Source organism: Salmonella sp. SJTUF15570 (assembly GCF_043357055.1).
Taxonomy (GTDB): domain Bacteria; phylum Pseudomonadota; class Gammaproteobacteria; order Enterobacterales; family Enterobacteriaceae; genus Salmonella; species Salmonella enterica.
The window spans coordinates 1-26813 of the sequence record NZ_JBEUKJ010000023.1 but is presented as its reverse complement, the minus strand read 5'-3'; the positions used below and the strand labels follow the sequence as shown (position 1 = coordinate 26813).

At 53.2% G+C, this 26813-nt stretch carries 24 protein-coding genes, 1 tRNA gene, 2 pseudogenes and 1 riboswitch; of the genes and pseudogenes, 12 read left to right on the top strand and 15 right to left on the bottom strand.

Annotated elements, in window-relative coordinates; translation table 11 throughout:
* Window positions 1–52 precede the first annotated feature (52 nt).
* Window positions 53–757 (bottom strand): IS6-like element IS26 family transposase, encoded by a 705-nt coding sequence (locus ABVN44_RS24250; protein ID WP_001067858.1) that lies wholly within the window; start codon window positions 755–757, stop codon window positions 53–55.
* Between the two features lie 175 nt (window positions 758–932).
* On the opposite strand from ABVN44_RS24250, the gene ABVN44_RS24245 reads away from it, so the two are divergent.
* Complete coding sequence (locus ABVN44_RS24245; protein ID WP_000478462.1) at window positions 933–2501, top strand: methyl-accepting chemotaxis protein; 1569 nt, start codon at window positions 933–935, stop codon at window positions 2499–2501.
* On the opposite strand, the gene ABVN44_RS24240 is transcribed toward ABVN44_RS24245, so the two are convergent.
* On the bottom strand, window positions 2498–3145 hold the full coding sequence (locus ABVN44_RS24240) for a PadR family transcriptional regulator (protein ID WP_094204712.1): 648 nt from the start codon (window positions 3143–3145) through the stop codon (window positions 2498–2500). The genes ABVN44_RS24245 and ABVN44_RS24240 overlap by 4 nt on opposite strands.
* Window positions 3146–3376: 231 nt before the next feature.
* Here ABVN44_RS24240 and ABVN44_RS24235 point away from each other — a divergent pair, with 231 nt between their 5' ends.
* Complete coding sequence (locus tag ABVN44_RS24235; protein ID WP_023232311.1) at window positions 3377–4144, top strand: siderophore-interacting protein; 768 nt, start codon at window positions 3377–3379, stop codon at window positions 4142–4144.
* Between the two features lie 79 nt (window positions 4145–4223).
* On the opposite strand, the gene ABVN44_RS24230 is transcribed toward ABVN44_RS24235, so the two are convergent.
* Window positions 4224–4299, bottom strand: a tRNA-Ile gene (locus ABVN44_RS24230).
* 125 nt (window positions 4300–4424) lie between these two features.
* On the opposite strand from ABVN44_RS24230, the gene mug reads away from it, so the two are divergent.
* Window positions 4425–4931, top strand: a complete 507-nt coding sequence (gene mug / locus ABVN44_RS24225; protein ID WP_000237776.1) for a G/U mismatch-specific DNA glycosylase — start codon at window positions 4425–4427, stop codon at window positions 4929–4931.
* Between the two features lie 123 nt (window positions 4932–5054).
* On the opposite strand, the gene rpoD is transcribed toward mug, so the two are convergent.
* From rpoD to rpsU, 3 genes are all read right to left on the bottom strand, one after another.
* Window positions 5055–7037, bottom strand: a complete 1983-nt coding sequence (gene rpoD / locus ABVN44_RS24220) for an RNA polymerase sigma factor RpoD (RefSeq protein ID WP_001120159.1) — start codon at window positions 7035–7037, stop codon at window positions 5055–5057.
* 14 nt (window positions 7038–7051) lie between these two features.
* Window positions 7052–8797 carry a DNA primase gene (gene dnaG, locus ABVN44_RS24215; RefSeq protein ID WP_000918865.1) on the bottom strand — a complete coding sequence of 582 codons (1746 nt, stop codon included), beginning with the start codon at window positions 8795–8797 and terminating at the stop codon, window positions 7052–7054.
* Window positions 8798–9032: 235 nt separating this feature from the next.
* On the bottom strand, window positions 9033–9248 hold the full coding sequence (rpsU, locus tag ABVN44_RS24210) for a 30S ribosomal protein S21 (protein WP_001144069.1): 216 nt from the start codon (window positions 9246–9248) through the stop codon (window positions 9033–9035).
* Window positions 9249–9475: 227 nt separating this feature from the next.
* On the opposite strand from rpsU, the gene tsaD reads away from it, so the two are divergent.
* Window positions 9476–10489, top strand: coding sequence for a tRNA (adenosine(37)-N6)-threonylcarbamoyltransferase complex transferase subunit TsaD (gene tsaD / locus ABVN44_RS24205; RefSeq protein WP_001264389.1), 1014 nt, complete (start codon window positions 9476–9478; stop codon window positions 10487–10489).
* Between the two features lie 122 nt (window positions 10490–10611).
* Here the strand turns inward: tsaD and ABVN44_RS24200 are convergent.
* Together ABVN44_RS24200 and plsY are read right to left on the bottom strand one after the other, a co-directional pair.
* Window positions 10612–10755: pseudogene (locus ABVN44_RS24200) on the bottom strand (fumarate hydratase); the annotation flags it as partial.
* On the bottom strand, window positions 10739–11350 hold the full coding sequence (plsY, locus tag ABVN44_RS24195; protein WP_001272784.1) for a glycerol-3-phosphate 1-O-acyltransferase PlsY: 612 nt from the start codon (window positions 11348–11350) through the stop codon (window positions 10739–10741). The pseudogene ABVN44_RS24200 and the gene plsY, both read right to left, overlap by 17 nt.
* Window positions 11351–11456: 106 nt before the next feature.
* Between plsY and folB the strand changes: the two genes are divergently transcribed.
* A complete protein-coding gene (folB, locus tag ABVN44_RS24190) occupies window positions 11457–11816 on the top strand; it encodes a bifunctional dihydroneopterin aldolase/7,8-dihydroneopterin epimerase (RefSeq protein WP_000355776.1) in 360 nt (119 codons plus the stop codon).
* 97 nt (window positions 11817–11913) lie between these two features.
* Window positions 11914–12738: an undecaprenyl-diphosphate phosphatase gene (gene bacA / locus ABVN44_RS24185; RefSeq protein ID WP_048348915.1), complete on the top strand. Its 825-nt coding sequence runs from the start codon at window positions 11914–11916 to the stop codon at window positions 12736–12738.
* A gap of 104 nt (window positions 12739–12842) precedes the next feature.
* Here the strand turns inward: bacA and ABVN44_RS24180 are convergent, their stop codons facing one another.
* The gene (locus ABVN44_RS24180; RefSeq protein ID WP_000708449.1) at window positions 12843–14084 is read right to left on the bottom strand and encodes a multifunctional CCA addition/repair protein; all 1242 of its coding nucleotides are present in this window, start codon (window positions 14082–14084) and stop codon (window positions 12843–12845) included.
* Window positions 14085–14146: 62 nt separating this feature from the next.
* Window positions 14147–14761 carry a TIGR04211 family SH3 domain-containing protein gene (locus ABVN44_RS24175; protein WP_001125344.1) on the bottom strand — a complete coding sequence of 205 codons (615 nt, stop codon included), beginning with the start codon at window positions 14759–14761 and terminating at the stop codon, window positions 14147–14149.
* Between the two features lie 241 nt (window positions 14762–15002).
* On the opposite strand from ABVN44_RS24175, the gene ABVN44_RS24170 reads away from it, so the two are divergent.
* The 3 genes from ABVN44_RS24170 (at window position 15003) to hldE (ending at window position 20746) form a co-directional block, all read left to right on the top strand.
* The gene (locus ABVN44_RS24170; RefSeq protein WP_000046219.1) at window positions 15003–16304 is read left to right on the top strand and encodes an inorganic triphosphatase; all 1302 of its coding nucleotides are present in this window, start codon (window positions 15003–15005) and stop codon (window positions 16302–16304) included.
* 117 nt (window positions 16305–16421) lie between these two features.
* The gene (glnE, locus tag ABVN44_RS24165) at window positions 16422–19265 is read left to right on the top strand and encodes a bifunctional [glutamate--ammonia ligase]-adenylyl-L-tyrosine phosphorylase/[glutamate--ammonia-ligase] adenylyltransferase (RefSeq protein ID WP_023181557.1); all 2844 of its coding nucleotides are present in this window, start codon (window positions 16422–16424) and stop codon (window positions 19263–19265) included.
* Between the two features lie 47 nt (window positions 19266–19312).
* Window positions 19313–20746 carry a bifunctional D-glycero-beta-D-manno-heptose-7-phosphate kinase/D-glycero-beta-D-manno-heptose 1-phosphate adenylyltransferase HldE gene (gene hldE / locus ABVN44_RS24160; RefSeq protein WP_000867682.1) on the top strand — a complete coding sequence of 478 codons (1434 nt, stop codon included), beginning with the start codon at window positions 19313–19315 and terminating at the stop codon, window positions 20744–20746.
* A 159-nt stretch (window positions 20747–20905) separates the two neighbouring features.
* Here the strand turns inward: hldE and ABVN44_RS24155 are convergent, their stop codons facing one another.
* The 3 genes from ABVN44_RS24155 to ABVN44_RS24145 form a co-directional block, all read right to left on the bottom strand.
* Window positions 20906–20965: a type I toxin-antitoxin system Ibs family toxin gene (locus ABVN44_RS24155; RefSeq protein WP_001804776.1), complete on the bottom strand. Its 60-nt coding sequence runs from the start codon at window positions 20963–20965 to the stop codon at window positions 20906–20908.
* A gap of 238 nt (window positions 20966–21203) precedes the next feature.
* Window positions 21204–22883 (bottom strand): flotillin family protein, encoded by a 1680-nt coding sequence (locus ABVN44_RS24150; RefSeq protein WP_000342882.1) that lies wholly within the window; start codon window positions 22881–22883, stop codon window positions 21204–21206.
* An 18-nt stretch (window positions 22884–22901) separates the two neighbouring features.
* On the bottom strand, window positions 22902–23522 hold the full coding sequence (locus ABVN44_RS24145; protein ID WP_000171739.1) for an OB-fold-containig protein: 621 nt from the start codon (window positions 23520–23522) through the stop codon (window positions 22902–22904).
* A gap of 257 nt (window positions 23523–23779) precedes the next feature.
* On the opposite strand from ABVN44_RS24145, the gene glgS reads away from it, so the two are divergent.
* Window positions 23780–23989, top strand: coding sequence for a cell surface composition regulator GlgS (gene glgS, locus ABVN44_RS24140; RefSeq protein WP_000928927.1), 210 nt, complete (start codon window positions 23780–23782; stop codon window positions 23987–23989).
* 74 nt (window positions 23990–24063) lie between these two features.
* Here glgS and ubiK read toward each other — a convergent pair whose 3' ends face one another.
* Window positions 24064–24360 (bottom strand): ubiquinone biosynthesis accessory factor UbiK, encoded by a 297-nt coding sequence (gene ubiK, locus ABVN44_RS24135; protein WP_000566824.1) that lies wholly within the window; start codon window positions 24358–24360, stop codon window positions 24064–24066.
* Between the two features lie 132 nt (window positions 24361–24492).
* Window positions 24493–24691, top strand: a riboswitch (FMN riboswitch).
* Window positions 24692–24796: 105 nt separating this feature from the next.
* On the opposite strand from ubiK, the gene ribB reads away from it, so the two are divergent.
* A complete protein-coding gene (gene ribB / locus ABVN44_RS24130) occupies window positions 24797–25450 on the top strand; it encodes a 3,4-dihydroxy-2-butanone-4-phosphate synthase (RefSeq protein WP_001076978.1) in 654 nt (217 codons plus the stop codon).
* A gap of 170 nt (window positions 25451–25620) precedes the next feature.
* Here ribB and dsbI read toward each other — a convergent pair.
* Window positions 25621–25998: pseudogene (gene dsbI, locus ABVN44_RS24125) on the bottom strand (protein-disulfide oxidoreductase DsbI); the annotation flags it as partial.
* A 58-nt stretch (window positions 25999–26056) separates the two neighbouring features.
* Between dsbI and ABVN44_RS24120 the strand changes: the two are divergent.
* Window positions 26057–26761, top strand: a complete 705-nt coding sequence (locus ABVN44_RS24120) for an IS6-like element IS26 family transposase (RefSeq protein ID WP_001067858.1) — start codon at window positions 26057–26059, stop codon at window positions 26759–26761.
* The last annotated feature ends 52 nt before the right edge of the window (window positions 26762–26813 follow it).

The window sequence follows — 26813 nt, the reverse complement described above, 5'->3', positions numbered from 1 at the left end:
GGCACTGTTGCAAAGTTAGCGATGAGGCAGCCTTTTGTCTTATTCAAAGGCCTTACATTTCAAAAACTCTGCTTACCAGGCGCATTTCGCCCAGGGGATCACCATAATAAAATGCTGAGGCCTGGCCTTTGCGTAGTGCACGCATCACCTCAATACCTTTGATGGTGGCGTAAGCCGTCTTCATGGATTTAAATCCCAGCGTGGCGTTGATTATCCGTTTCAGTTTGCCATGATCGCATTCAATCACGTTGTTCCGGTACTTAATCTGTCGGTGTTCAACGTCAGACGGGCACCGGCCTTCGCGTTTGAGCAGAGCAAGCGCGCGACCATAGGCGGGCGCTTTATCCGTGTTGATGAATCGTGGGATCTGCCACTTCTTCACGTTGTTGAGGATTTTACCCAGAAACCGGTATGCAGCTTTGCTGTTACGACGGGAGGAGAGATAAAAATCGACAGTGCGGCCCCGGCTGTCGACGGCCCGGTACAGATACGCCCAGCGGCCATTGACCTTCACGTAGGTTTCATCCATGTGCCACGGGCAAAGATCGGAAGGGTTACGCCAGTACCAGCGCAGCCGTTTTTCCATTTCAGGCGCATAACGCTGAACCCAGCGGTAAATCGTGGAGTGATCGACATTCACTCCGCGTTCAGCCAGCATCTCCTGCAGCTCACGGTAACTGATGCCGTATTTGCAGTACCAGCGTACGGCCCACAGAATGATGTCACGCTGAAAATGCCGGCCTTTGAATGGGTTCATGTGCAGCTCCATCAGCAAAAGGGGATGATAAGTTTATCACCACCGACTATTTGCAACAGTGCCATATTACTTACTAATAATGTTCCGAAATAAAAAGCGATCAATATCATAAAGTTAGTAACATTATTGCCGATAAATCTTCCTGTATGAGGATATGCAATCCCAGGGAGAAAATATGTTTTTGCATAACATTAAAATACGTTCAAAATTATTTATGGCCTTTGGCTTATTCATTGTTCTCATGGTGGTGAGTTCCGCTCTGTCTTTGTTTAGCCTTGATCGGGCTAATACGGGTATGCAGGACATTATTACCAATGATTATCCCACCACGGTAAAAGCCAATCTGTTAATCGATAATTTTAATGATTTCATCATCGCGCAGCAGCTCATGTTACTGGATGAAGAGGGGCGCTGGAGCCAGAGCTCGCAGAAAGAACTCAGTGAGATAAGCCAGCGCATTTCGGCGCTACTGGATGAGCTTTCCAGGGAAAATAGTCACGATGCGGATTCACAGAAAATCATTAATGAGATCCGTGAAGCGCGCCAGCAATACCTGGAGTCCAGATTCCGTATTTTGAAAGATATTCAAAGCAATAATCGTCAGGCGGCCATTCAGGAGATGATGACCAGAACGGTGCAGGTGCAAAAAGTCTATAAGGACAAAGTCCAGGAACTTATCGCTGTTCAGGACGCGCAGATGCATGAAGCGAGCGTGCAGGTCAAAGAGGATTTTAAAAATAATCGGACGCTGTTAATTACCCTGGCGCTGATAAGCATCGCCGCCGGAGGCGTAATGGGATGGTATATTGTGCGTTCTATTACCCGGCCGCTTGATGACGCAGTACGCTTTGCCGAGGCGATTGCCGATGGCGATCTGACTCGTCATATCACCACCGACTATAAAGATGAAACAGGCGTACTACTGCAAGCATTAATGGCGATGAAAACGCGTCTGCTGGATATCGTACAGGAAGTGCAAAACGGTTCGGAGAGTATCTCCACGGCGGCGGCGCAAATTGTCGCCGGTAACCAGGATTTGGCGGCGCGTACGGAAGAGCAGGCCAGCTCGGTTGAAGAAACGGCGGCGTCGATGGAACAGATTACCGCCACGGTTAAAAATACGGCTGACCATACCAGTGAAGCGACCAAACTCTCTGCCGGCGCCGCCAGCGTGGTGAAAAACAATGGGGAGATGATGAATCAAGTGACGCAGAAAATGCGCGTTATTAACGACACGGCAAATCGTATGTCAGATATCATCAATATCATTGATTCCATTGCCTTTCAGACCAATATTCTGGCGCTGAACGCGGCGGTTGAAGCGGCGCGCGCGGGCGAACATGGACGTGGTTTTGCCGTTGTCGCCGGAGAGGTTCGCCAGTTGGCGCAAAAGAGCGCCTCGTCAGCCAGTGAAATCCGTAATTTGATTGAAGATTCAACCAGTCAGACTCAGGAAGGGATGCACCTGGTGGAGAAAGCCAGCGCCCTGATTAATGGCATGGTGGATAACGTCGAAGAGATGGATGTGATATTACGTGAGATTGGGCAGGCCAGCCGCGAGCAAACTGACGGTATTTCGCAGATTAACAGCGCGATTGGCCTGATTGACGCCGCCACGCAACAAAACTCCTGCCTTGTGGAAGAGTCTGTTGCCGCCGCGGCGTCGCTGAACGAACAGGCGTTACATTTAAAAGAGCTGGTGAACGTGTTCCGCGTCCGCGAAGAAGACACGCAGCCCGCTTAATCCAGTTCGGCGATTTCCAGCGCCGCGCGATCAATCACGCCGATAATGCGTTTGATTTGCGCGTCGTTGATATCGCTGTGGTTTATCCGCAGATCCAGCACGGCCTTGAAGTTATCCAGCGCCCGCTTCATCTGCGGATTTTTACGTAACTCCATGCCCACACAACGGGCTTTTAGCCGCGCCTGAATATGCGTCAGGTGTTCGCGATTTTCATCAAGCCATTGCGCGCCGTTCGCGGTAATCGCGATTTTTTTCCGCCCGCCTTCTTCGTCGCTAATCGTGATAAATTGCTGATCCTGTAAAAAATCCAGCGTAGGGTAGATCACGCCAGCGCTTGGCGTATAGCCGCCCCCCGTCAGGTTTTCTATCGCTTTAATCATTTCATAGCCGTGGCTGGCGTCCCGGGTCAGGATATCAAGAATGACCAGCCGAAGTTCCCCGTGGCCAAAAAATCGCTGGCGTCGACCACCGCCCTGTCCATGACGACCACAGCCGTGTCCGTGACGGTGTTCGCCGCCGCAACTGGCGTTCTCATGCTGATGCGCGCTATGGCAGCCTTCATGCTGATGTTCGCGATCTTTGCAGCAACCATCGTGCTTATGATCCCGGTTTTTGCAACACCCTTCATGTTGATTTTGCATCATTGCCTCCTGCTTATTTAGATATATCTAATTTATATCTAAATGATGGGTTTTAGCAAGGGTAAAAGCCATTGTTGCGATAATCTATTAATTTATAACATTTTATTCTAAGGTTATAGTTAGCGACGCGTTGCCAGAACACTATCAAAAAACAGTTGCATTTTTACTGATTAACAATCATTATCATTTAAAATTTTAATTTAGATATATCGTATTACTTCACGAAGGCAAAAAATGACGACATCATCCGTACGCTACCCACAGCGTGTTCGTAATGAGCTGCGTTTTCGCGAGCTGATCGTTCTGCGGGTAGAACGTATTAGCGCAGGATTTCAGCGGATCGTACTTGGCGGCGAGGCGCTGGACGGTTTCATCTCCCTGGGCTTTGACGATCACACGAAAGTTTTTTTCCCTGAGCCAGGCTGTCGCTTTACGCCTCCGACAGTCACTGAGGAAGGCATTATCTGGGGGGAGGGCGTTCGCCCGGTCTCCAGGGATTACACGCCGCTGTATGACGAGGCGCGTCGCGAGCTGGCGCTGGATTTCTTTATCCACGATGGCGGCGTAGCCAGCCGTTGGGCAATGGAAGCCCGTGAAGGCGATACACTGACGATCGGCGGGCCGCGCGGTTCGCTGGTGGTGCCGGAAGATTATGCCTGTCAGGTTTATGTCTGCGATGAGTCCGGTATGCCTGCGCTACGTCGTCGTCTGGAATCGCTTAGCCGTCTGCCTGCGCGCCCTGCGGTAACCGCGCTGGTGAGCATTCAGGACGCGGCATATCGCGATTATCTCGCCCATTTGACGGATATTACTGTGGAATATGTTGTTGGCGGCGATGAACAGGCAATGCAAACGCGCCTGTCGCAGCTGACAATACCAGAATCAGACTATTTCATCTGGATTACTGGCGAAGGCAAAACGGTAAAACGTTTAAGTCAGTGCTTTGAAAAGGGGTTTGATCCACACCTGGTACGTGCGGCAGCCTATTGGCATCGTAAATAGCGGTATGGGGCGAGCCCTGTCAGAAACAAAAAGGCCACTCTTTAGAGTGGCTTAATTATATGATTTTAAAGCTAAAATTTGGTGGCCCCTGCTGGACTTGAACCAGCGACCAAGCGATTATGAGTCGCCTGCTCTAACCACTGAGCTAAGGGGCCGTGGCGGTGGATTATAATGTAACTTTACGCTGTAATCCAGCCGTAACCGTGCGGGTGCTGTTTTTATAAACAATGTGTTTTCAACCCGTTATACTTAAAGAACGTTGTATTGCTCAGGAGTAATAATGGTTAAGGACATACTGGCGCCAGGGCTACGGGTGGTTTTTTGCGGCATCAATCCGGGACTCTCCTCGGCGAATACCGGCTTTCCGTTTGCACATCCCGCGAATCGTTTTTGGAAAGTTATTCATTTGGCCGGTTTCACCGATCGACAGTTGAAACCGGAAGAGGCGGAAAAATTACTGGATTTTCGCTGCGGGGTAACGAAACTCGTCGACCGACCGACGGTACAAGCGACTGAGGTGAAGTTGCATGAATTACGTAGCGGCGGACGCAACCTGATTGAAAAGATAGAGGACTACCAGCCCGCGGCGCTGGCGGTGCTTGGTAAACAGGCTTTTGAACAGGGATTCAGCCAGCGCGGTATCGCCTGGGGTAAACAAAAGATCGCCATTGGCGCGACGATGGTGTGGGTGTTGCCGAATCCCAGCGGCTTAAACCGAATTAAAACGGAAAAACTGGTCGAGGCCTATCGCGAACTGGATCAAGCGCTCATTATGCGTGGGCTATAGCAATGGGGAATGAGGGCGCGAATACTCGCGCTGTGTAGAAATTCTGCAGGCCAAATAGGGCGCTCGCGCATGACCTGATAAAAAAACGCCGCCTTGCGGCGGCGTTTATACGTGTACGGCGAATTAATCGTCGAGGAAGCTGCGCAGCACTTCAGAACGGCTCGGGTGGCGCAGTTTACGCAGCGCCTTCGCTTCGATCTGACGGATACGTTCGCGGGTAACATCGAACTGTTTACCCACTTCTTCCAGCGTGTGGTCGGTGTTCATATCGATACCGAAACGCATACGCAGCACTTTCGCTTCACGAGCGGTCAGGCCAGCCAAAACGTCGTGAGTGGCGGCACGCAGGCTCTCGGTAGTGGCAGAGTCCAGCGGCAGCTCGAGGGTGGTATCCTCGATGAAATCACCCAGATGCGAATCTTCATCGTCGCCGATCGGCGTTTCCATGGAGATTGGCTCTTTGGCAATCTTCAGCACCTTACGAATTTTATCTTCCGGCATCAGCATCCGTTCAGCCAGCTCTTCCGGCGTTGGCTCGCGGCCCATCTCTTGCAGCATCTGGCGAGAAATACGGTTGAGCTTGTTGATGGTCTCAATCATATGCACCGGAATACGGATGGTGCGCGCCTGATCGGCGATAGAGCGGGTGATCGCCTGACGGATCCACCAGGTTGCGTAGGTGGAGAACTTGTAACCACGACGGTATTCGAACTTATCTACCGCTTTCATCAGACCGATGTTGCCTTCCTGAATCAGATCAAGGAACTGCAAGCCACGGTTGGTGTATTTCTTAGCGATAGAAATAACCAGACGTAAGTTCGCTTCAACCATCTCTTTCTTCGCACGGCGGGCTTTCGCTTCCCCGATGGACATTCGACGGTTGATGTCTTTCACCTGTTCGATGGTCAGACCGGTCTCTTCTTCAATCTGCCGCAGTTTTTGCAGACAGCGTTGCACTTCTTCCGCGACATCGTGCAGTTTTTCCGACCACGGTTTGTTCATCGCGATAGCGGCGTTGAACCAGGTTTCGCTGGTTTCGTTACCGGTAAACAGCGTGATAAAGTTCTTCTTCGGCATTTTGCACTGCTCGACGCAGAGCTTCATGATCAGACGTTCCTGGGTACGCACGCGATCCATCATCACGCGCATACTGTTGACCAGATAGTCGAATTGCTTCGGTACCAGACGGAACTGTTTGAACACTTCAGACAGCTTCAGAATCTCTTCCTGCGCGGCAGCATGGCTGCGGCCTTTCGCTTTGATGGTGTCGCGCGTAACGACGTATTGCGCGCGCAGCTCAGCGAATTTTTCGCGTGCCAGTTCAGGGTCAATGCTGTTGTCGTCATCGGCGGCGTCATCGTCGCCGTCTTCTTCATCTTCGTCTTCGTCATCATCCAGGTCTTCCTGGGAGAGTTCAGAACCGACGTGAGTTGCGGTCGGCGCCATCTCTTCTTCCGCGTTCGGATCGACAAAGCCGGTGATAAGATCGGACAAACGAGCCTCTTCAGCCTCAACGCGATCGTACTGTTCCAGCAGATAGGTAATGGCTTCCGGGTATTCGGCAACGGAGCATTGAACCTGGTTGATCCCGTCTTCGATACGTTTAGCGATGTCGATTTCGCCTTCCCGGGTCAACAGTTCAACAGTGCCCATTTCACGCATATACATGCGTACCGGGTCAGTCGTACGACCGATTTCAGACTCAACACTGGACAGAACTTGTGCAGCAGCTTCTTCCGCATCTTCATCGGTGCTGGTGGTATTTTCAGCCAGCAGCAGATCATCGGCATCAGGCGCTTCTTCCATTACCTGAATACCCATGTCGTTGATCATTTGGATGATATCTTCAATTTGATCTGAATCGACGATATCTTCCGGCAGATGGTCATTGACCTCAGCATAGGTCAGATAGCCTTGCTCCTTACCACGGGTGACAAGAAGTTTCAGCTGTGACTGCGGGTTTTGCTCCATAAGACGGTATCCACACTTATTCGTTTGATTGGTGTCGACGGTATAGCTGTCGACATTTAAAGCGAGGGCATACTTATATTTTGGCCGCTGCCTCTCACTGCGGCTGTCGGGGGCTTCCCGATCGATATGCGGCATTTAAGCCGTTAAATTCATTTTCTGGCCAGCTCCTGGTTTAACGTCCAGAGCTCTCGGCGTTCTTCGCTGCTTAAACCGTGAGTGCGATCGCGAGCGATCAGCTCTTCTTGTCGCAGTTGCAGCAGCGAATCAAACATATGGTTGAGTGAGTCGGTAAAGGTCTTTTCGGCAATCGCCTTATCTGCTATATCGTCCCACATCGATAATTTTTCAAGGGTCGCAGCATCATTTGTACCACGGTAGAGTTCCAGAAGTTGTCCGGTAGTAAGACCTGGCTGAGCCAAACAAGTTTTGACCAATTCTTTAAATAAGCCAAGTCCAGGCAGCTTATTCTGATCCAGCGCGTCTAAGGGCGGCACTAACGGCGCGAGATCCGGATTTTGCACCAGTAATCCTATCAGTATACGCATGGTCGTGCGTTTTAGCTGCGGAGCCGGGCGGGAAACGCCGCTTTCCGCCTGTTTTGGCACTAAACGATCAAGCTGACTATCATCGAAAATGCCTAACTTCAGCCCCAACGTCTGGCGCAGCTGAATACGGTGCGCGTCGCCAGGCACCTGATTAATGAGCGGCAGCGCCAGCGCGGCTAACTGCGTGCTGCCATCCGGCGAGCTTAAATCCACCTGCGGCAGGAGGCTATTAAACAGAAACGTAGAGAGCGGCTGCGCCTGCTCCATCCGCGCTTCAAAAGCCGCCTTGCCTTCTTTACGCACCAGCGTATCCGGGTCTTCGCCGTCAGGTAAAAACATAAAGCGTACCTGCCGACCGTCGGTCATATAAGGCATTGCTGTTTCCAGCGCTCTCCAGGCGGCATCACGGCCAGCCCGGTCGCCGTCGTAACAGCAAATCACGTTGTTCGTCGCCCGGAATAACATATGCATATGGTCTGCCGTGGTTGAGGTACCCAGCGAAGCGACCGCATAGTTAATGTCGTATTGCGCTAGTGCGACGACATCCATATAACCTTCGACCACAAGCAAGCGTTGCGGTTCAGCACTATATTGCTGAGCCTCATAAAGACCATATAGCTGGCGGCCTTTATGGAAAATGTCCGTTTCCGGAGAGTTAAGGTATTTCGGCGTGTCGTTCCCCAGAACTCGACCGCCAAAACCAATCACCCTGCCGCGTTTGTCCCGAATAGGGAACATGACCCGATTACGGAAACGATCGTAAGTGCTGCCCTGCTCGTTATTGACCAGCATCCCGGCATCCAGCAACAATGCCTTGTTATCGCTGTTATTACCGAAGCGCTTTAACGCGTTATCCCAACCTGGCGGCGCGAAGCCAATGGCGAAACGCTGAATAATTTCAGCGCTCAGACCGCGCTTTTGCAGATAGTCACGCGCAGGTTTTGCCGCAGGATGGGTAAGCGACTGCTGATAAAAGTCATTCAGACCATTCATCAACTGATAGAGGTTTTGCCGTTGATGGCGCTCTATCTGGCTAAGCCCGGTGCCTGCTTCATAGGGAATTTCCAGGTTATGCATGGCCGCTAATTCTTCGACGGTTTCGACAAATTCGAGCTTGTCGTAATTCATCAAAAAGTCGATCGCATTGCCATGCGCGCCGCATCCAAAGCAGTGATAAAACTGTTTTTCACCGTTTACGGTGAAAGAAGGGGTTTTCTCATTATGGAATGGACAACACGCGTGATAGTTCTTGCCCTGTTTCTTGAGTTTTACGCGCACGTCGATCAGATCGACGATATCGGTTCTCGCCAGCAGGTCATTAATGAATACGCGTGGGATTCGTCCAGCCATATGCCCCTTTTATACACGTCATTCTTCAGGCTGCCGTAGTGTTGGCTACGTTCGCTCACCCCTGTCGCTGACTTGCGTAAGCGCCGGGGACTTGCTCTCTTGCCGCCTGGACGCAGCATGAATGATTTTGTGTATATGCTAATGCATAAACGAAAACAAGCCGCGCATTCCTTTCGGAAGCACGGCCTTACAACTACAACTCGATCTGAATTGAGAGCAGCCCGCTCTCAAAAGATTAGTACAGACGAGTACGGCGTGCGTTTTCGCGAGCCAGTTTCTTCGCGTGACGTTTCACTGCAGAAGCTTTAGCGCGCTTACGTTCGGTCGTCGGTTTTTCATAGAACTCACGACGACGAACTTCCGCCAGAACACCTGCTTTTTCGCAGGAACGCTTGAAGCGACGCAGAGCTACGTCGAACGGCTCGTTTTCACGTACTTTAATTACCGGCATGTGCCTCTCACCTTTGATTAATTCGGTTTGCCGCTGGCATCAACGCCAGCTTATTTCAAAATGGTGCGGAATTTTACTGCAATTGCTGCTGCTTTGTAAAGCACCGCGGCCTTTTTTGAAAGGGACTTTTATAAGGTGAGGGAGTATACACGAAGTCGGGACTGAGGGTATACATCCACCCGCATTCGACCTACACTGCGCGGTATTAGAGCGAGGTAAAACAAGTCATGCGTGTACTGGGTATTGAAACATCCTGCGATGAAACCGGCATCGCTATTTACGACGACAAAAAAGGTCTGTTAGCCAACCAATTGTATAGTCAGGTGAAATTACATGCTGACTACGGCGGCGTAGTGCCTGAACTGGCTTCCCGCGATCATGTGCGTAAAACCGTGCCGCTGATTCAGGCGGCATTAAAAGAAGCCGGTCTGACGGCGAGCGATATCGACGCGGTGGCCTATACCGCAGGCCCGGGCTTGGTCGGCGCGCTGCTGGTCGGCGCAACCGTCGGGCGTTCGCTGGCATTTGCCTGGAATGTGCCGGCCATTCCTGTACACCATATGGAAGGGCATCTGCTGGCGCCGATGCTGGAAGATAATCCCCCGGATTTCCCGTTTGTGGCGCTGCTGGTCTCCGGCGGACATACGCAGCTCATTAGCGTGACCGGAATTGGTCAGTACGAACTGCTGGGCGAGTCGATTGACGATGCCGCCGGCGAAGCGTTTGATAAAACTGCCAAATTGTTGGGGCTGGATTATCCTGGTGGCCCGATGCTGTCGAAAATGGCGTCGCAGGGGACGGCGGGACGTTTTGTCTTTCCGCGCCCGATGACCGATCGTCCGGGGCTGGATTTTAGTTTTTCCGGTCTGAAAACCTTTGCCGCTAACACCATTCGTAGTAATGGCGACGACGAACAAACTCGCGCTGATATCGCGCGCGCTTTTGAAGATGCGGTCGTGGATACGCTGATGATCAAGTGCAAGCGCGCGCTGGAAAGCACCGGTTTTAAGCGTCTGGTCATGGCGGGCGGCGTCAGCGCTAACCGCACGCTGCGCGCGAAGCTTGCCGAAATGATGCAAAAACGCCGCGGCGAAGTGTTCTATGCGCGCCCGGAATTTTGTACCGACAACGGGGCGATGATCGCCTATGCCGGAATGGTGCGGTTTAAGGCGGGCGTTACGGCGGATCTTGGCGTAACGGTACGTCCGCGCTGGCCGCTGGCCGAGCTGCCGGCGGCGTAAAAGCGGAAAAAGGGGGCGACATCATGCCGCCCCAACGGATTTACAGCAAAACGATGGGCATCCACAACAGCCTGGAGACGATCAGCAGCACCAGGAAGATCAGGCCGAAAATCGCGCCTAACCACGCCAATGGTGGAAGGGTGACGCGCGGCGGATTCGATATGTACGCCCATCACCGAGCTATTGCCGGTCAACCCTTGTGGGCCGAGCCCCAGACGGTTGAGGCCCTCTTCCAGACGCAGCTCCAGCTCAATCTTTCTGGCGTTTCTTTTTCAGCTTCGTCCAGATTTTCGTCTCCTGTCGACGCCACAGACGCTGGATGTTGTCATGATGGCGCAGCAAAATGAGACATGACAGCATCGACACCGGGAAGGTGAACTGCGGTTTAAACCACCAGACGTAAAACGGCGCAATCAAGGCGCTGACAATCGCCCCTAACGATGAATAACCGCTTAACAGGACCGTCAGCAGCCAGGTGCCAGCCATAACGCCGGTTAAATCCCAGCCGATGGGCGCAATGGCGCCAAATGCGGTTGCTACGCCTTTCCCACCTTTAAAGCCAAAAAAGACCGGCCAGATATGCCCCAGACAGGCGGCGATAGCGATAAGCCCCAGCCAGAAAGGGGTAACGCCTAACGCATACGCGCCCCAGACGGGCAACATGCCTTTAAGGATGTCAAAAATAAGTACCGCGACAGCCGCTCCCTTGCCACCGATTCGTAATACGTTCGTCGCGCCCGGGTTGCCGGAGCCGCTTTCACGCGGATCGGGCAGCCCGGCGATGCGGCAAACCAGAATGGCACTGGAAATTGAGCCGCAGAGGTACGCGAAGAGGATCATTCCAGGCGCGATTGCACTCATAAGCTGTTCCGTATTGAAAGTGTCGTTTTATTTACTATTTCTGTGGATAATACGCACATTTCGCCGGAAGTGGTATCCGGGTTAGCCAAAAAGCAGGCAGGTCGTGATGGATATTGTATTTATAGAGCAACTTTCGGTAATCACCACTATCGGTGTTTACGACTGGGAACAGACTATCGAGCAAAAACTGGTGTTCGATATCGAAATGGCATGGGATAACCGCAAGTCGGCGAAAAGCGATGATGTCGCAGATTGTCTAAGTTACGCGGATATCGCCGACACGGTGATAAATCATGTTGAAGGCGGGCGTTTTGCTCTGGTCGAGCGTGTGGCGGAAGAGGTGGCGGATCTACTGCTTAGCCGATTCAATTCTCCGTGGGTTCGCATCAAACTGAGCAAGCCTGGCGCCGTCGCGCGCGCGGCGAACGTAGGGGTAATTATTGAGCGTGGCAATAATCTGAAATAAAAATAAATAATTTTATATTTTTTAAACCAAACGGTTATATATGGGGTCTTAACGCGAGATCCATTTTTGCAGTGTTTTTCATTTTAGGGGTTTATTGATGAGCGATATGCACTCGCTGCTGATAGCGGCAATTTTGGGTGTGGTCGAAGGATTGACGGAGTTTTTGCCGGTATCCAGCACGGGCCATATGATTATTGTGGGTCATCTGCTGGGGTTTGAAGGCGATACGGCCAAGACATTCGAAGTGGTGATTCAACTTGGATCTATTCTGGCGGTCGTGGTGATGTTCTGGCGGCGGTTGTTTGGTCTCATCGGTATTCACTTTGGCCGCCCGCTACAGCGTGAAGGTGAAAGTAATAAAGGTCGATTAACGTTGATTCACATCCTGCTGGGCATGATTCCGGCGGTGGTGCTGGGGTTAGTCTTTCATGACACGATCAAGTCGCTATTTAACCCGATTAACGTGATGTACGCGCTGGTGGTAGGCGGTCTGTTGCTGATTGCCGCCGAGTGCCTGAAGCCGAAAGAACCGCGCGCGCCGGGGCTGGATGATATGACGTATCGTCAGGCGTTTATGATTGGTTGTTTCCAGTGTCTGGCGCTGTGGCCGGGCTTCTCGCGTTCCGGAGCGACCATTTCCGGTGGGATGCTGATGGGCGTCAGCCGTTACGCCGCCTCTGAGTTCTCGTTCTTACTGGCTGTGCCGATGATGATGGGCGCAACGGTTCTGGATCTCTACAAAAGTTGGTCATTCCTGACCGCAGCGGATATTCCGATGTTCGCAGTGGGCTTTGTGACGGCGTTTGTGGTGGCGCTGATCGCTATCAAGACCTTCCTGCAACTGATTAAGCGTATCTCGTTTATTCCGTTTGCGATTTACCGCTTTGTGGTGGCGGCTGCCGTTTACGTTGTCTTCTTCTGATGATTGACCGTGCCGGATGGCGGAGTACCGCCTTGTCCGGCCTAACTGTTTTGTCGGTCTGATAAGCGCAGCGCCATCAGGCAATTTATCGTGCCGGATGGCGTTTAGCTGGCGGGGTTCGGGCAGCGCTTCTCTTTCCAGCTGGCGACCGCTGCAATTCGTCGCTTGGTCAGCTCCTCGCGAATCTCAATGCCCTTAAATCCGGCCTCCACCACCTCTTTCGTCGGTACCGCTTGGGCCACCTGCCAGGCTTCGCGCAGCCAGCGCCCCTGCGGGTAATCCGACGCTTCAAAGCCGGTACGTCCACGGACATCGGCCTCGCTGGTCAGCGCAATCTGCTCGACGCGCTGCGGTTTACGCCATGCATCAATGGCGTCAAACAGCTTAACGATCGTTTTCGGCTGGAGTATCGGAAAGGTGTGGATCAGATCGTGGTATTCGGCGACCAGTTTAGCTAAATCACGCAGGTCATTGGGGACGCGCAAACGCTGGCATAACTGTTCGACCAGTTTCACGCCCGCCGGGCCGTGGCCATGATGGCGCGGCCAGAGGTTTTTCGGCGTTAAGCCTTTGCCCAGGTCATGACAAAGCGTGGCGAAACGGACATCAAGCTGCGGACTGAGCATGGCGGCCATCGACAGCGTCATCAGCGTATGAACTCCGGTATCAATTTCCGGATGCCACTTTGCCGGCGCGGGTACGCCAAACAGGGCGTCGATTTCCGGAAACAGGACGCGCAGGGCGCCGCAGTCGCGCAATACCTGGAAGTAAACCTGCGGATTGCGGGTGGTAAGCGCATTTTCCGTCTCTTTCCATACCCGTTCCGGCGTCAGATGTTCCAGCTCGCCTGCCGCGGTCATTTCGCGCATTAGCGCCAGTGTTTCATCGGCGATACGGAAACTCAGATGAGCGTAACGGGCGGCAAAACGCGCCACGCGCAATACGCGCAAGGGATCTTCGCCAAACGCGGGAGAGACATGGCGCAGTAGACGTGCCTCCAGATCCCGGCGCCCGTGGTAAGGGTCGATAATCTGGCCGTCATCGTCGCGCGCCAGAGCATTAATGGTCAGATCGCGACGCTGGAGATCGGCTTCCAGGGTAACGTCCGGCGCGGCATAACAGGTGAAGCCCGTGTAGCCGGAACCGGATTTACGCTCAGTACGCGCCAGCGCGTATTCTTCGTGAGTTTGCGGATGGAGAAACACAGGAAAATCACGGCCTACCTGCTGGTAGCCCGCATCAAGCATCTCCTGCGGCGTGGCGCCGACAACGACCCAATCTTTATCTTTAACCGGTAGCCCTAACAACGCATCCCGAACCGCACCACCGACCAGATAAATCTTCACGCCACTTTCCTTTTAAAAACGATCATCCTCTAATGATAAGACAGTGCCGCAGAGAAGGCGATTTAGTTCATCCAGCGGTCTTTGCGTTTACGGCTTGGGATCATATGCGGCAGCACCAGCCCTAACAGCAAGCCAATACCCAATACGCCGCCGCCATACATAAACCACTGCATAATAATGGTGCGCTGTTTGTCATCCAGTTGCAGATTCGCGGCGCTAACTTTTTTCTGCGCGACAATCAGCTCGTTTTTCAGCTTCTGGTTCTCTTCTTTTAGCCCGTTGATGACGCTGTCGCTTTGCGCCACTTTCTGCTGCATATCGGCGGTGCGCTGATTCCACGTGGTATCAATATTGTTGAGTTTATCGGTCAACGTTTTGACCTGATTTTCCAGATCCGGCACGCGGGTACGCAGGCTTGGCGTGGTATTCAGTTCTTTTAACGGTATCCAGGCAGTACGACCAGAACTGTCTTTGATTTGACCATAGTTGGCATCGCTCTGTAAGAGCGTGACTTCCTCGCCGGCGTTGACGGTACCCACAAGGCGATAATTATCTCCCGGACCGCTGCGGACCCAGGTATTCAGTTCATCAGAAACGTAACGCGTCTCTTCAGCATGAGAGACGGCGGTGGCGCTAAGCGCAAGTAAAGTTAGTCCAATCAGGCGTAATTTTGGCATCAGGCTGTCGTTATTGTCAGAGAAAGTGGAACGATAGTAACGGCATCAGTGTCGCTACGCAAAGTAGTCGACATCAATCGGAATCATCTGTGTCGCCTTTGCCGCTACGTCAAACTTTTACGCCCGTCAAATTGCTCGTTGCATGGCAATTTGGCGCAAAATACTATCTACTGACAAAAATAATGCGGGTAAGTTCGCCAAGAATCTTCCCAGATGTGACATAACCCATAAGTACAAGGCCATGGCTCAGGAAATCGAATTAAAGTTTATCGTCAATCACGACGCCGTAGATGCGCTGCGAAATCATCTTCATACGCTCGGCGGCGAGCATCATGCGCCCAGCCAGTTGCTGAATATCTACTTCGAAACGCCTGATAACTGGCTACGCCGCCATGATATGGGGCTGCGTATTCGTGGTGAAAATGGGCGCTATGAAATGACCATGAAAATTGCCGGCCGGGTAACGGGCGGGCTGCACCAGCGACCCGAATACAATGTCGCGCTAAGCGAACCCGTGCTGGATCTGACGCAACTTCCGGCGGAGGTCTGGCCTGATGGCAACCTGCCCGCTGGCCTGGCATCAAACGTACAGCCGCTGTTCAGTACCGATTTTTACCGGGAAAAATGGTGTCTGGACGTTGACGGCAGCAGGATTGAAATTGCGCTCGATCTCGGCGACGTAAAAGCGGGCGAGTTTGCCGAACCGATTTGTGAGCTGGAGCTTGAGTTGCTTCGCGGCGATACGCGCGCCGTGTTAAAACTGGCGAAGCAACTGCTGTCGCAAACCGGTTTGCGTCAGGGCAGTCTGAGTAAGGCGGCGCGAGGTTATCACCTGGCGCAGGGGAATGCGCCGCGAGAGAATACACCAACGGCAATTCTGCGGACCGCCGCGAAAGCCACGGTAGAGCAAGGGCTGGAGGCCTCGCTGGATCTGGCGTTGTCACAGTGGCAGTACCATGAAGAGCTCTGGCTGCGCGGCGACGAGTCGGCGAAAGAACACGTGCTGGATGCTATGGGATTAGTGCGCCATGCCTTAATGCTCTTTGGGGGCATTGTTCCACGTAAAGCGAGCGCTCACTTACGTGATCTACTTACCCAGGCGGAAGCGACGATGACATCCGCGGTGTCCGCCGTCACAGCCGTTTATAGTACGCAAACGGCGATGGCGAAACTGGCATTGACGGAATGGCTGGTGACGAAAGCCTGGCAGCCATTTCTGGACGCGAAGGCGCAGGCCAAAATGGCCGATTCTTTTAAGCGTTTCGCCGACATTCATCTTTCTCGTCATGCTGCTGAATTAAAAAAAGTTTTTGGACAACCGCTGGGTGATAAGTATCGCGATCAGTTGCCGCGTTTGACTCGCGATATCGACAGCGTTTTACTGCTGGCCGGGTATTATGATGCGATGGTCGCGCAGGCATGGCTGGAAAACTGGCAGGGATTGCGTCACGCCATTCTTACCGGACAACGTATTGAAATTGAACATTTCCGTAATGAGGCCATTAACCAGCAGCCGTTCTGGTTGCACAGCGGAAAACGATAATCAGAACCGTAGAAAGCGCCTGATGACGCTGCGCTTATCAGGCTTACGGTATGCGGACTTGTAGGCCGGATCAGGCGAAACGCCGCCATCCGGCATTATTTAAAGGATATCCCCTAAATGACGCCGCTCTCTTCACCCTTATCGCAGTACTGGCAGACCGTTGTTGAGCGCCTACCAGAAGGATTTACTGAGACATCGCTTAGCGCGCAGGCGAAGTCAGTACTTACATTTAGCGATTTTGCGCTGGATAGCGTGATAGCGCATCCGGAGTGGCTTGCCGAACTGGAATCCGCATCGCCGCAGGCTGATGAATGGCGACATTATGCTGGCTGGTTACAGGAGGCGTTGGCAGGTGTCTGTGACGACGCCTCGCTGATGCGTGAACTGAGGCTTTTTCGTCGCCGCATCATGGTACGCATCGCCTGGGCGCAGACGCTGTCGCTGGTGGACGATGAGACTATTTTACAACAGTTGAGCCATCTGGCGGAGACGCTCATCGTGGGGGCGCGTGACTGGCTGTATGCCGCCTGTTGCCGCGAATGGGGAACCCCCTGTAACCCGCAGGGCGTTCCGCAGCCGCTGTTGATTTTAGGCATGGGCAAGCTGGGCGGCGGCGAGCTGAATTTTTCGTCTGATATCGATCTGATTTTCGCCTGGCCGGAACATGGCGAGACCCGGGGCGGGCGTCGTGAACTCGATAACGCCCAGTTTTTTACGCGTCTCGGGCAGCGGCTGATCAAAGCGCTGGATCAGCCCACAATGGATGGTTTTGTCTATCGGGTGGACATGCGCCTGCGACCGTTTGGCGACAGCGGCCCGCTGGTACTGAGTTTTGCCGCGCTGGAGGATTACTATCAGGAGCAAGGACGCGACTGGGAACGCTACGCCATGGTGAAAGCGCGGCTAATGGGCGATAACGACGACGCCTGGTCTCGTGAATTACGCGCCATGCTGCGGCCTTTCGTTTTCCGCCGCTATATCGATTTCAGTGTCATCCAGTCGCTACGTAATATGAAAGGGATGATCGCCCGCGAAGTGCGACGCCGCGGTTTGAAAGACAACATTAAACTTGGCGCGGGCGGTATTCGGGAAATTGAGTTTATCGTGCAGGTATTCCAGCTCATCCGCGGCGGGCGCGAGCCGTCGCTACAGTCGCGTTCGTTACTGCCAACGCTGGATGCTATCGCTGCGCTGCATTTGCTGCCTGAGAATGACGTGGCGCAACTGCGCGTGGCCTATCTTTTTCTACGTCGTCTGGAGAATCTGCTGCAAAGCATCAATGACGAACAGACGCAAACGTTGCCTGCCGACGATCTGAATCGGGCGCGGCTGGCCTGGGGAATGAAGGCGGAGAACTGGCCGCAGCTTGTTGGCGAACTGACGGATCATATGGCTAATGTACGCCGCGTATTCAACGAATTAATTGGCGATGATGAAGCCGATACCCCGCAGGAGGAAGAACGTTCAGAGCCGTGGCGTGAAGTATGGCAGGATGCGCTACAGGAGGATGATTCGACGCCAGTGCTGGCGCATTTAGCCGATGAGGATCGGCGACAAGTTCTGACCCTCATCGCTGACTTCCGTAAGGAACTGGATAAACGCCCTATCGGCCCGCGCGGGCGGCAAGTGCTGGACCAACTGATGCCGCACCTGCTTGCTGATGTCTGTTCTCGCGAAGACGCCGCTGTTACGCTATCGCGGATAACGCCGTTGCTGGCGGGGATTGTCACTCGTACCACCTATCTGGAGCTGCTGAGCGAATTTCCCGGCGCGCTGAAACACCTGATTATGCTCTGCGCCGCTTCGCCAATGATAGCGAGCCAACTGGCGCGTTATCCGTTGTTGCTTGATGAACTGCTCGACCCCGGCACGCTTTATCAGCCGACGGCTACCGACGCTTACCGCGACGAATTACGCCAGTATTTGCTGCGCGTGCCGGAAGAGGACGAAGAACAACAACTGGAGGCATTACGCCAGTTTAAACAGGCACAGCTTTTGCGGATTGCGGCGGCGGATATTGCCGGTACGCTGCCGGTGATGAAAGTGAGCGATCACCTCACATGGCTGGCGGAGGCGATGATTGATGCTGTGGTGCAGCAGGCGTGGACGCAAATGGTTGCGCGTTATGGTCAGCCAGCGCATCTGGACGAGCGCCAGGGGCGGGGGTTTGCGGTTGTCGGTTATGGCAAGTTGGGCGGATGGGAGCTGGGCTACAGTTCCGATCTGGATCTCATCTTCCTGCATGACTGTCCGATGGACGTCATGACCAACGGCGAACGCGAAATCGACGGGCGGCAGTTTTATCTGCGCCTGGCGCAGCGCATTATGCATCTGTTCAGTACGCGCACCTCCTCCGGCATTTTGTATGAGGTGGATGCGCGTCTACGCCCCTCTGGCGCGGCGGGAATGCTGGTGACTTCAGCGGACGCGTTTGCCGATTATCAGCAGCATGAAGCCTGGACCTGGGAACATCAGGCGTTGGTACGCGCTCGCGTGGTATATGGCGACCCGCAGCTTACCTCACAGTTTGATACGGTGCGCCGCACTATCATGACGACGGCGCGCGACGGCAAGACATTGCAGACTGAAGTGCGTGAAATGCGCGAGAAAATGCGGGCGCATCTCGGCAATAAGCATCGTGATCGTTTTGATATTAAAGCTGATGAAGGCGGTATTACGGATATTGAGTTTATCGCGCAATATCTGGTACTGCGCTACGCTCATGAAAAACCTAAATTAACGCGCTGGTCTGATAACGTGCGCATCCTGGAGCTTCTGGCGCAAAACGGCATTATGGATGATCACGAGGCGCAGGCGTTGACGGTAGCCTACACCACACTGCGTGATGAACTGCACCACCTGGCGTTGCAGGAGCTTCCCGGTCATGTGGCGCAGACGTGTTTTAGCAAAGAGCGCGCGCTGGTGCAGGCAAGCTGGCGGAAGTGGCTGGTAGCCGTTTGAATTATGCTATTATCGCGCGCAAATTTTGAATCTCTCAGGAGACAGGAATGAAAGTAAATCTGCCAGCGTTTGAACGTGCAGGCGTCATGGTTGTGGGTGATGTAATGCTGGATCGCTATTGGTATGGCCCCACTTGCCGTATTTCACCGGAAGCGCCGGTGCCCGTGGTTAAGGTAAATACCGTTGAGGAACGTCCGGGCGGCGCGGCGAACGTGGCGATGAACATTGCGTCTCTGGGAGCGAACGCCCGTCTGGTCGGCCTGACGGGTATTGATGACGCCGCGCGCGCGCTGAGCAAAACGTTGGCGGAGGTCAATGTGAAGTGCGACTTCGTTTCTGTGCCGACGCATCCGACGATTACCAAACTGCGCGTACTATCACGTAATCAGCAGCTCATTCGTCTTGATTTTGAAGAAGGCTTTGAGGGCGTGGACCCACAGCCGTTGCATGAGCGTATCAACCAGGCGCTGGGATCGATCGGCGCGCTGGTATTGTCCGATTATGCCAAAGGCGCTCTGACCAGCGTGCAGACTATGATTTCCCTGGCGCGCCAGGCGGGCGTGCCGGTGCTCATCGATCCGAAAGGAACGGATTTTGAACGTTACCGCGGCGCCACGCTGCTGACGCCAAACCTTTCTGAATTCGAGGCGGTCGCGGGGAAATGTAAAAGCGAAGACGAACTGGTTGAACGCGGCATGAAGCTCATTGCCGATTACGACCTTTCCGCGCTGTTGGTCACGCGTTCCGAACAGGGAATGACGCTGCTGCAACCGAATAAAGCGCCGCTACATATGCCGACGCAGGCGCAGGAAGTTTATGATGTTACCGGTGCGGGCGATACGGTGATCGGCGTGCTGGCGGCGACGCTGGCGGCGGGAAATACCCTGGAAGAGGCGTGTTATTTCGCCAATGCGGCGGCGGGCGTAGTGGTAGGTAAACTCGGGACGTCAACGGTTTCCCCTATTGAGCTGGAAAACGCAGTGCGCGGACGCGCGGATACCGGCTTCGGCGTCATGACCGAAGAGGAGTTGAGACAGGCCGTCGCCAGCGCGCGTAAGCGTGGCGAGAAAGTGGTTATGACCAACGGCGTTTTCGATATTCTGCACGCGGGCCACGTCTCTTATCTGGCGAACGCGCGCAAACTGGGCGACCGCCTGATTGTTGCGGTCAATAGTGACGCCTCGACTAAACGTCTGAAAGGCGAAAGCCGTCCGGTTAATCCGCTCGAACAGCGTATGATCGTGCTGGGCGCGCTGGAGTCGGTCGACTGGGTTGTCTCTTTTGAAGAGGATACGCCGCAACGACTGATTGCCGGTATTCTGCCGGATCTGCTGGTAAAAGGCGGCGACTATAAGCCGGAAGAGATCGCGGGCAGCGAAGAGGTCTGGGCCAACGGCGGTGAAGTCATGGTGCTGAACTTCGAAGATGGTTGTTCCACGACCAATATCATCAAAAAGATCCAGACCGAGAGCGAGAAGTAAAACCGCGTCATCAGGCGTTACAGACGCGGCGGGCGCTGATTTTGAAGGCGCGTCGGACATTTTGTTTCGACGCGTATCTCGCGGTTGACGCTGCTTTTTTTTCGACCTAAAGTAAAGGAATAAGGGTGAGAGGGGATCTCTCCCCCCTCTGATTGTCTGTTAGTAAGCTGCGAAACTTATCAGTAACAGAACAATCAGTATGATGACCTGGTGCATCATAACCCTTTCCTTATTAAAGCCCCTTCCTCGGGAGGGGCTTTCCCGTTTCAGCCCCTTGCTGACATCGCGATTGTTGGTGAGTGGCCTGTCTGGCGCAAGGGCTTTCTCCCGCCGATTTTGCGTTACTGGATCGCCCACGCAAAATGGCCTGCTGGTCATAACGCTTTGTACAGACAAGGTGGAAAAAAGATAAAAAAATCCCCGGTCTTATGACCAGGGACAGGAGATATGGCGGGGGTTATTGCTCTTTTACCGTTGCTTCGCGATTAATCTCATCCGTTGCCGATGAAACCAACGGTGTGGTCAGCGCCTTTAGCGAGCCGCCAGCGATGCCAATCTCGTTTAACAGCGAATCGATCAGCGGCGCCTGGGTACGATAGGTGAGCGCGGCAGATAAGGCTTGTTCCGCCAGGTTTCCCCCGTTAGCGCCGCCAGCGGCGACGTCGCCCGCCGTCGCGCTGCGATTGAGGCCATCGACCTGAATAATCTTAATGCCGTCGATGGATTTCATCGGTTCAACAGACTTCTCAATAACAGCAGGCAACGATTGTAAGAGCGCTAGTTTAAATTTGAGGCTGGTTTGTTCGTCAGATAGTACGTTGATAGCGTCATTCAGCGCCCGTTGCGCTTCGGCTTCCGCCAGACCTTTTTTACGCGTTGCTTCCGCCAGTTCGATGATGGCGGCGGCTTGCAATTCTGCCGCTTCTTTCTCTGCTTTTGCCCGAACGGTCAGTTCGACCGCTTTGGTTTCCGCATCCTGCGCCGCGGCGATCAGAGCGACCTGCTTGGCGCGATCCGCTTCGGCGGTCTGGCGGGTGGTTTCTACGTTTTGCTGGGCGCGAACCGCATCGGCCAGCGCGTCGTTGGCGCGCGCTTCTGCTTGTGATTGCTGCTCGGATTTGGCGGCAATGGCGATAGATTTCGTCTGGTTGGCGATTTCTGTCACCTGTTGCTGTTCGATCTCTTTAATACGTACTTCACGCTCGGCCTCAACTTTCCTGGACCGTACTGCTTGCTCACGTTCGATCTCCGTCTCCTGGATCTGCCGCTCAGCAAGAATGCGCGTCTGTTCTGCTTCACGATGGCGCTCGGCCTCAAAAGCGGCAATTTTAGCGTTTTGTTCGGCGGTGCGGGTTTTAACCTGTTGCTCCTGCTCCAGAGTCATAAAGGCTTCTTGTTGCTCGATTTCCAGCTTGCGTTCAAGCGCGTCGCGGTTCTTTTCGCGCACCGCCACTTCCACATCCTGTTCCACTTCATTACGTTCACGACGGCGGCGTTCGGTTTCCTGCGTCAGTTTCGTCAGACCTTCGGCATCAAAGGCGTTGTTTGGGTTGAAATGTTCTTTGGACGTTTGGTTAAAGTTGGTTAATGAGACGCTTTCCAGCTCCAGGCCGTTTTTCGACAAATCTTCCGCAACGGTGTTTTGTACGCCCTGAACGAAGTTTTCACGCGTATCCTGTAGCTCATGCATCGTCATCTGGGCGGCGGTAGCGCGTAAGGCGTCAACGAATTTATCCTCAACCAGCATACGCAGATCTTCCGGCGACAGCGTTCGCTGGCCAAGCGTTTGTGCGGCGGTGGCAATACCTTCAACAGAGGGTTTTACACGTACGAAGAAAGCGACGACCACGTCAACGCGCATACGATCTTTGGTGATCAGGCTGTCGACGGTAGCACGGCTGACTTCAAGTTTTAGGGTATTCATATTGATCGGAATAATTTCGTGAAAGATTGGCATCACAATAGCGCCGCCGCTCATCACCACTTTTTGCCCGCCAAGCCCGGTACGGACAAACGCCTGTTCCGCAGATGCGCGGCGATAGAGGCGAGCAAAAATGATCCCGATAATTAGTAAGACGATAACCGCAACGATGGCGGTAAACATCCATGATGGCAATATGCCAAAAACATCATCCATTATGTAAGTTCCTCTCAATTAAACGTAGAAGGTACGCTCAGCCAAATAGCGCGTTGCGGAAAGTCGGCAGACAATCAGCACCTTGTCTCCTTTTTTAAATTCTTTTCCCTTTTCGGGTTCCAGCAGTAAATAGTGAATCTGGCCGAACTTATCGGTAAATTTTCCTTCGCAAGGTGTACCGGCGACGGCGGCGTGGCCGGTAATAATCGCCATGCCGCCGATAAATTCCTCTTCCCGGAGGGCGGAGCTTTCATCTCTGGGTAGCCAGGGCGCGAGGATTTTTCCGCTGTAATGCACGGCAAAGACCGACAGGACAATGCTCAACGGGACCAGCAGCAGATTGCTGAGCGGCGCTTGCCAGAGCATGATCCCGCCATGCTGGATGAGAATGCCGAAGAGGCCGAAATAACCGGCCAATAGACAGAGGACGACCAGGGCGGGAACGCGTCCAATATTCAGATAATGAAGCGCCTGGCCCGCAGGGCCGGATGACAGGGCGTCATAATGATCGAGATGGGCGTCGAGCGCGCCTGAAAGAAAGTGGCCAAAAATCAGAGAAATCATCTCCAGCACGCCGATAAAGAAAACGAACGCGATGGCAAACAGATAGGGGCTGTTATACTCCGCAAATAAGGTCATATTTTCTATCCTTGTCGCCGCCTTCAGAAGGGTGTTCGCGTGATAATTTTCATGCTTGTTATTTCATTGCGTTACAATATCATGTGACCCATATCTCCTTAAGTCCGAAAAGCGATTTATCCGTCGTTATCTTTGGTGAATATTGTGATTTTGCGCATTAAATTTGCGCACGTTATGTATAAAACCGCCGTACATATAGGGAAATACTGAAATCAGAAAAAGCATATAGCCTTAACAGAATTCAATAACTGGAGGGTATGCTGATGAACAACAATAACGTCTATTCATTAAATAATTTCGATTTTCTGGCGCGCAGTTTTGCCAGAATGCAGGCGGAGGGGCGTCCTGTTGATATTCAGGCGGTAACCGGCAATATGGACGAGGAGCACCGCGACTGGTTTTGCAAGCGTTACGCGCTTTACTGCCAGCAGGCGACTCAGGCGAAAAGGTTAGAATTAGAACACTAATGCCGGCTCCCTTATACAGGCGCAGGGCATTATTCAGATCTTATATGAGCGGGCCGTCAGGCCCGTTCACGTTTTTACTCTTGTGGATCGACTGGCGGAATGGCGGGCGCAGGTTTTACTTCTTCAGGCTTGTCGCGAGCTTCCAGTTCGCTGAGGCGTTGCTCCAGCAGCGCCAGTTTTTCCCGGGTGCGCAGCAAGACCTGAGTCTGGACATCAAACTCTTCGCGGCTCACCAGATCGAGACGCGTCAGCTGAGATTGCAGCGTTTGACGGATTTTTTTCTCGATATCTTCCCCGAACTCGCGAATACCTTTCGGCATTGACTCATGAACCTGGCGTGCGATTTGCTCAATTTTTTTCGGGTCAATCATTGTGGTTTCCCTGAACTGGTAAGTGTTAGCTCTTATTGTAGTGCGATATGTGGACGCCATAAACCAGAATTGTGTGACGTCATACGGAGTAAAGGCGTTGATGAAGGTAATCAATAGCGTTATAGTTAACCCGCTTATTCTCAGGGCGGGGCGAAATTCCCCACCGGCGGTAAATCAGCGATGTTTAACGCATTTCTCATCACGGCGCGCCGTGACGGAACGCGGAGAGCAGGTTGAAAGCCCGCGAGCGCTTTTTGCCATAGCGAAAAGGTCAGCAGATCCGGTGTAATTCCGGGGCCGACGGTTAAAGTCCGGATGGGAGAGGGTAACGATCCAGTCGGGCATGGACCCGCTCACGTTATTTTTTTGCCGCTTGTCGGCACTCCTAAGACTGCCCTGATTCTGGTAACCATAATGTTAATGAGGTTTTTTTACCATGAATCAGACGCTACTTTCCTCTTTTGGTACGCCTTTTGAACGTGTTGAACTTGCACTGGATGCGCTGCGTGAAGGACGCGGTGTGATGGTGCTTGATGATGAAGATCGTGAAAACGAAGGCGATATGATTTTCCCCGCAGAGACGATGACCGTAGAACAGATGGCGTTAACCATTCGTCACGGTAGCGGTATTGTTTGCCTGTGTATTACTGAAGATCGTCGTAAGCAGCTCGACTTGCCAATGATGGTGGAAAACAACACCAGCGCCTACGGCACCGGTTTTACCGTGACCATTGAAGCCGCAGAAGGCGTGACCACCGGCGTTTCCGCCGCTGACCGTGTCACTACGGTGCGTGCGGCAATTAAGGATGGCGCAAAACCGTCCGATCTTAACCGTCCGGGGCACGTTTTCCCACTGCGCGCTCAGGCGGGCGGCGTGCTGACGCGCGGGGGTCATACGGAGGCGACCATCGATCTGATGACGCTGGCCGGTTTTAAACCTGCAGGTGTACTGTGCGAGTTGACTAACGACGATGGGACGATGGCGCGCGCGCCGGAGTGTATCGCGTTTGCAGGCCAGCATAATATGGCGGTAGTCACGATTGAAGATCTGGTGGCTTACCGCCAGGCGCATGAGCGCAAAGCCAGCTGATCGAACGGATCATGGTTGAAAAAAGCCGATGAGATGTCATCGGCTTTTTTGTATTCCTTCGGTGCCATATTGTTCAGTTTCAAAGAACGACGAATAAGCTGAATGGTAAAATTATTGTGAGAAAAGCAGAGGCCTGAATGCAGACCTCTGCTTTGGTTTATCTATTCAGGTTATTTGCCTCTGGCCAGTTTCAATGCCCAGGCGCCGCTCATCACCAGCAGCAGAATCAGGCACAACCCAAAGGCCAACATACATGCCTGCGCCATGTTCATAAAGTGCCAGGGCGGAAGCAGATACCAGCCTTCGGACTGCTGGTAGAGATCGACAAACCACTGCTGTACGCTACTGAGCGTTACGCCATCAGGGACGATAGGCGCGTCATAACCGCAGTCTCCGGTAGGTTTAAACCACTCCGGCGCCCATTCCGCCAACGGTAAGTTGAAAGGAAAGGTCGGGTCAGTCGAACATCCTTGCACGCCAAAAAGTGAATCGGGGTCCGCATTATGTACCGCATGATGGATACCATTAAGCTTAATAGAAAACGGCACTGTTGCAAATAGTCGGTGGTGATAAACTTATCATCCCCTTTTGCTGATGGAGCTGCACATGAACCCATTCAAAGGCCGGCATTTTCAGCGTGACATCATTCTGTGGGCCGTACGCTGGTACTGCAAATACGGCATCAGTTACCGTGAGCTGCAGGAGATGCTGGCTGAACGCGGAGTGAATGTCGATCACTCCACGATTTACCGCTGGGTTCAGCGTTATGCGCCTGAAATGGAAAAACGGCTGCGCTGGTACTGGCGTAACCCTTCCGATCTTTGCCCGTGGCACATGGATGAAACCTACGTGAAGGTCAATGGCCGCTGGGCGTATCTGTACCGGGCCGTCGACAGCCGGGGCCGCACTGTCGATTTTTATCTCTCCTCCCGTCGTAACAGCAAAGCTGCATACCGGTTTCTGGGTAAAATCCTCAACAACGTGAAGAAGTGGCAGATCCCACGATTCATCAACACGGATAAAGCGCCCGCCTATGGTCGCGCGCTTGCTCTGCTCAAACGCGAAGGCCGGTGCCCGTCTGACGTTGAACACCGACAGATTAAGTACCGGAACAACGTGATTGAATGCGATCATGGCAAACTGAAACGGATAATCAACGCCACGCTGGGATTTAAATCCATGAAGACGGCTTACGCCACCATCAAAGGTATTGAGGTGATGCGTGCACTACGCAAAGGCCAGGCCTCAGCATTTTATTATGGTGATCCCCTGGGCGAAATGCGCCTGGTAAGCAGAGTTTTTGAAATGTAAGGCCTTTGAATAAGACAAAAGGCTGCCTCATCGCTAACTTTGCAACAGTGCC

Coding starts and splice junctions, on each gene's coding strand:
- ABVN44_RS24250 (WP_001067858.1), bottom strand. CDS start 757: ATGAACCCATTCAAAGGCCGGCATTTTCAGCGTGACATCATTCTGTGG.
- ABVN44_RS24245 (WP_000478462.1), top strand. CDS start 933: ATGTTTTTGCATAACATTAAAATACGTTCAAAATTATTTATGGCCTTT.
- ABVN44_RS24240 (WP_094204712.1), bottom strand. CDS start 3,145: ATGATGCAAAATCAACATGAAGGGTGTTGCAAAAACCGGGATCATAAG.
- ABVN44_RS24235 (WP_023232311.1), top strand. CDS start 3,377: ATGACGACATCATCCGTACGCTACCCACAGCGTGTTCGTAATGAGCTG.
- mug (WP_000237776.1), top strand. CDS start 4,425: ATGGTTAAGGACATACTGGCGCCAGGGCTACGGGTGGTTTTTTGCGGC.
- rpoD (WP_001120159.1), bottom strand. CDS start 7,037: ATGCCGCATATCGATCGGGAAGCCCCCGACAGCCGCAGTGAGAGGCAG.
- dnaG (WP_000918865.1), bottom strand. CDS start 8,797: ATGGCTGGACGAATCCCACGCGTATTCATTAATGACCTGCTGGCGAGA.
- rpsU (WP_001144069.1), bottom strand. CDS start 9,248: ATGCCGGTAATTAAAGTACGTGAAAACGAGCCGTTCGACGTAGCTCTG.
- tsaD (WP_001264389.1), top strand. CDS start 9,476: ATGCGTGTACTGGGTATTGAAACATCCTGCGATGAAACCGGCATCGCT.
- plsY (WP_001272784.1), bottom strand. CDS start 11,350: ATGAGTGCAATCGCGCCTGGAATGATCCTCTTCGCGTACCTCTGCGGC.
- folB (WP_000355776.1), top strand. CDS start 11,457: ATGGATATTGTATTTATAGAGCAACTTTCGGTAATCACCACTATCGGT.
- bacA (WP_048348915.1), top strand. CDS start 11,914: ATGAGCGATATGCACTCGCTGCTGATAGCGGCAATTTTGGGTGTGGTC.
- ABVN44_RS24175 (WP_001125344.1), bottom strand. CDS start 14,761: ATGCCAAAATTACGCCTGATTGGACTAACTTTACTTGCGCTTAGCGCC.
- ABVN44_RS24170 (WP_000046219.1), top strand. CDS start 15,003: ATGGCTCAGGAAATCGAATTAAAGTTTATCGTCAATCACGACGCCGTA.
- glnE (WP_023181557.1), top strand. CDS start 16,422: ATGACGCCGCTCTCTTCACCCTTATCGCAGTACTGGCAGACCGTTGTT.
- hldE (WP_000867682.1), top strand. CDS start 19,313: ATGAAAGTAAATCTGCCAGCGTTTGAACGTGCAGGCGTCATGGTTGTG.
- ABVN44_RS24150 (WP_000342882.1), bottom strand. CDS start 22,883: ATGGATGATGTTTTTGGCATATTGCCATCATGGATGTTTACCGCCATC.
- ABVN44_RS24145 (WP_000171739.1), bottom strand. CDS start 23,522: ATGACCTTATTTGCGGAGTATAACAGCCCCTATCTGTTTGCCATCGCG.
- glgS (WP_000928927.1), top strand. CDS start 23,780: ATGCTGATGAACAACAATAACGTCTATTCATTAAATAATTTCGATTTT.
- ubiK (WP_000566824.1), bottom strand. CDS start 24,360: ATGATTGACCCGAAAAAAATTGAGCAAATCGCACGCCAGGTTCATGAG.
- ribB (WP_001076978.1), top strand. CDS start 24,797: ATGAATCAGACGCTACTTTCCTCTTTTGGTACGCCTTTTGAACGTGTT.
- ABVN44_RS24120 (WP_001067858.1), top strand. CDS start 26,057: ATGAACCCATTCAAAGGCCGGCATTTTCAGCGTGACATCATTCTGTGG.